The organism is Micromonospora sp. NPDC049580 (assembly GCF_040675595.1).
Lineage (GTDB): Bacteria > Actinomycetota > Actinomycetes > Mycobacteriales > Micromonosporaceae > Micromonospora.
Map to the genome: position 1 here is coordinate 1 of NZ_JBFAPG010000770.1, position 1,755 is coordinate 1,755.

2 protein-coding genes are annotated in these 1,755 nt (G+C 75.2%); one reads left to right on the top strand and one right to left on the bottom strand.

Features of this window, described 5'->3' with window-relative positions; genetic code table 11:
* Positions 1-492, bottom strand: a 492-nt coding sequence (locus AB0J68_RS31920; protein WP_363942569.1) for a hypothetical protein, incomplete at its 3' end; no start/stop codon positions are given.
* Positions 493-791: 299 nt separating this feature from the next.
* Here AB0J68_RS31920 and AB0J68_RS31925 point away from each other — a divergent pair.
* Positions 792-1,754 (top strand): hypothetical protein, encoded by a 963-nt coding sequence (locus AB0J68_RS31925; RefSeq protein ID WP_354863166.1) that lies wholly within the window; start codon positions 792-794, stop codon positions 1,752-1,754.
* The last annotated feature ends 1 nt before the right edge of the window (position 1,755 follow it).

Here is a 1,755-nt window from a genome sequence, read left to right on the forward strand (position 1 = left end):
CCGCCCCGGCCGGGCCTCCACCAGGGCGGCCAGCCGGGCCAGCTGGCGCGGCGGACGCTTCGGTTCCGCACCCACCCGGTACGACGGGACCCACGGCACCCGGTGCACCGGGGCGATCGCGCGCAGCAGCCGGATCCGGCCGAGAAGCGGCGCCGGCAACCGGCCCGGGGCGTCGGCGATCAGCACTACGCCCACCAGCCGCATCCCGGCCGGGTGCCGGCCCTCCCGCATCGCGTTCAACGCGCGGGAGACCGCCCGCAGGCCGTCGAGGCTGGTCCGCCCGACCACCGCGACCCGGGCCGGCTCGCCGATCGCCGCATCCGGCCACCGGCATCCGATGTCGGTGCCGCCGAGCAGGCGGGTGAGGGTGGAGGCGCCGGCGCCGCCGTGCGCGCCGATCCAGCCGATGCCCTCGTCCGAGAGGACATCGCGGTGTCGGATCGGACGCTCGTCGCGCTCCCGTGGTCGCCGCAGCATCACCGGCTGGCTCATCGTCCGTCTCGCCTCCCTGTCTGCTCGCCGTCGTCGGTCGCCGGCCGCGCCTGCGGCGTCTCGGCGGCGCGGGCGGAGCGGTCGACGGCCGCTCTACGACGCGACCGCCCACTCGGTTCAGCGCGGGTTCGAGGTTTTTTCCAGCCGCCGCCCGGCGGAGAAATCCGGGGGCACGGCTGAACCGGGGCCGGGGCCGCCGCGTAGACGGTGCACCGCGATCCGTGGGAGGGAGGCGGCACACCGAGCCGGCGGCGAACCGCCGGTTGGCCCATCACGAACCAGCGCTCGAAGGAGTGACCATGTCCGACCCCAGGTACGGCTACGAGCCGGATCCGCTGCAACGCGCCCAGACGTTCGCCGGTGCGGAGAACGACTACGAGATGGAGGCTGCGGACCGGCACTACAGCCTGCCGGTCAACCCGTACAGCCAGGCGGCGTACGCGTCCACGTCCGCGTCCACGGCGCCCCCGCAGTTCACCGACTCGTTCAACGGAGGGCGGCGGGTGTCGCCGCCCGCCGCCCCGGCCCGTTCGGAGCGGAACTCCGCCGCGCGTGGCTCCGGCGCGAGCCGGAACTCCGCCGCCGCGGACCAGCAGGTGGGGCGGCTCCGCCGCCGGTCCACCTACGTCGCCACCGACCCGGACGCGCTCGTGCGGACGGCCATGCAGGTGGGCGCCGTCACCACGCCGGCGCCGGTGGAGCCGCGACGCGGCAGCCAGGTGCGGCCGGCCAACCCGGACCGTCCGACCGAGAGCGAGGCGCGGCAGGGCGCCAAGAACGCCGGCTTCACCGGCCTCACCCAGTTCAAGGAGTACATGAACACGTACCTGCCGCCGGGTGCGGAGTTCACCGCCGGCTCGTTGAGCGCCATCTCCGGCGTCCTGGAGGGCTGGGCGGCGCGCGGCACGCAGATCAGCGCGTCCGCCGTGACCGCCTTGAAGTCCGGTGTGGAGTTCATCGACGCCGCGCAGAGGGGTGACTGGACGAAGGCCGCGGTGCACGCCGGGAACCTCAGCGGCCTGGGCATGAGCATCGCCGGCACCGCCGCCAATGCCACCCAGCTCACCGCGGCCGGCGGGTTCGTCACCGCCGGCGCCGCGCTGACCAACGCGGCGGTCGACCAGCGGCGCTCGGCGATCCAGCAGCAGTCGCAGAACGTCGACCTGGAACGCGGGCGGACCAGCCCAGGGTCGAGTACGGGCCCGGCGGCCAGTTCGTCGAGCGCGGCACAGGGTCAGGCGCCGGCACGCGGCCGGAGGTGAC

Coding starts and splice junctions, on each gene's coding strand:
- AB0J68_RS31925 (WP_354863166.1), top strand. CDS start 792: ATGTCCGACCCCAGGTACGGCTACGAGCCGGATCCGCTGCAACGCGCC.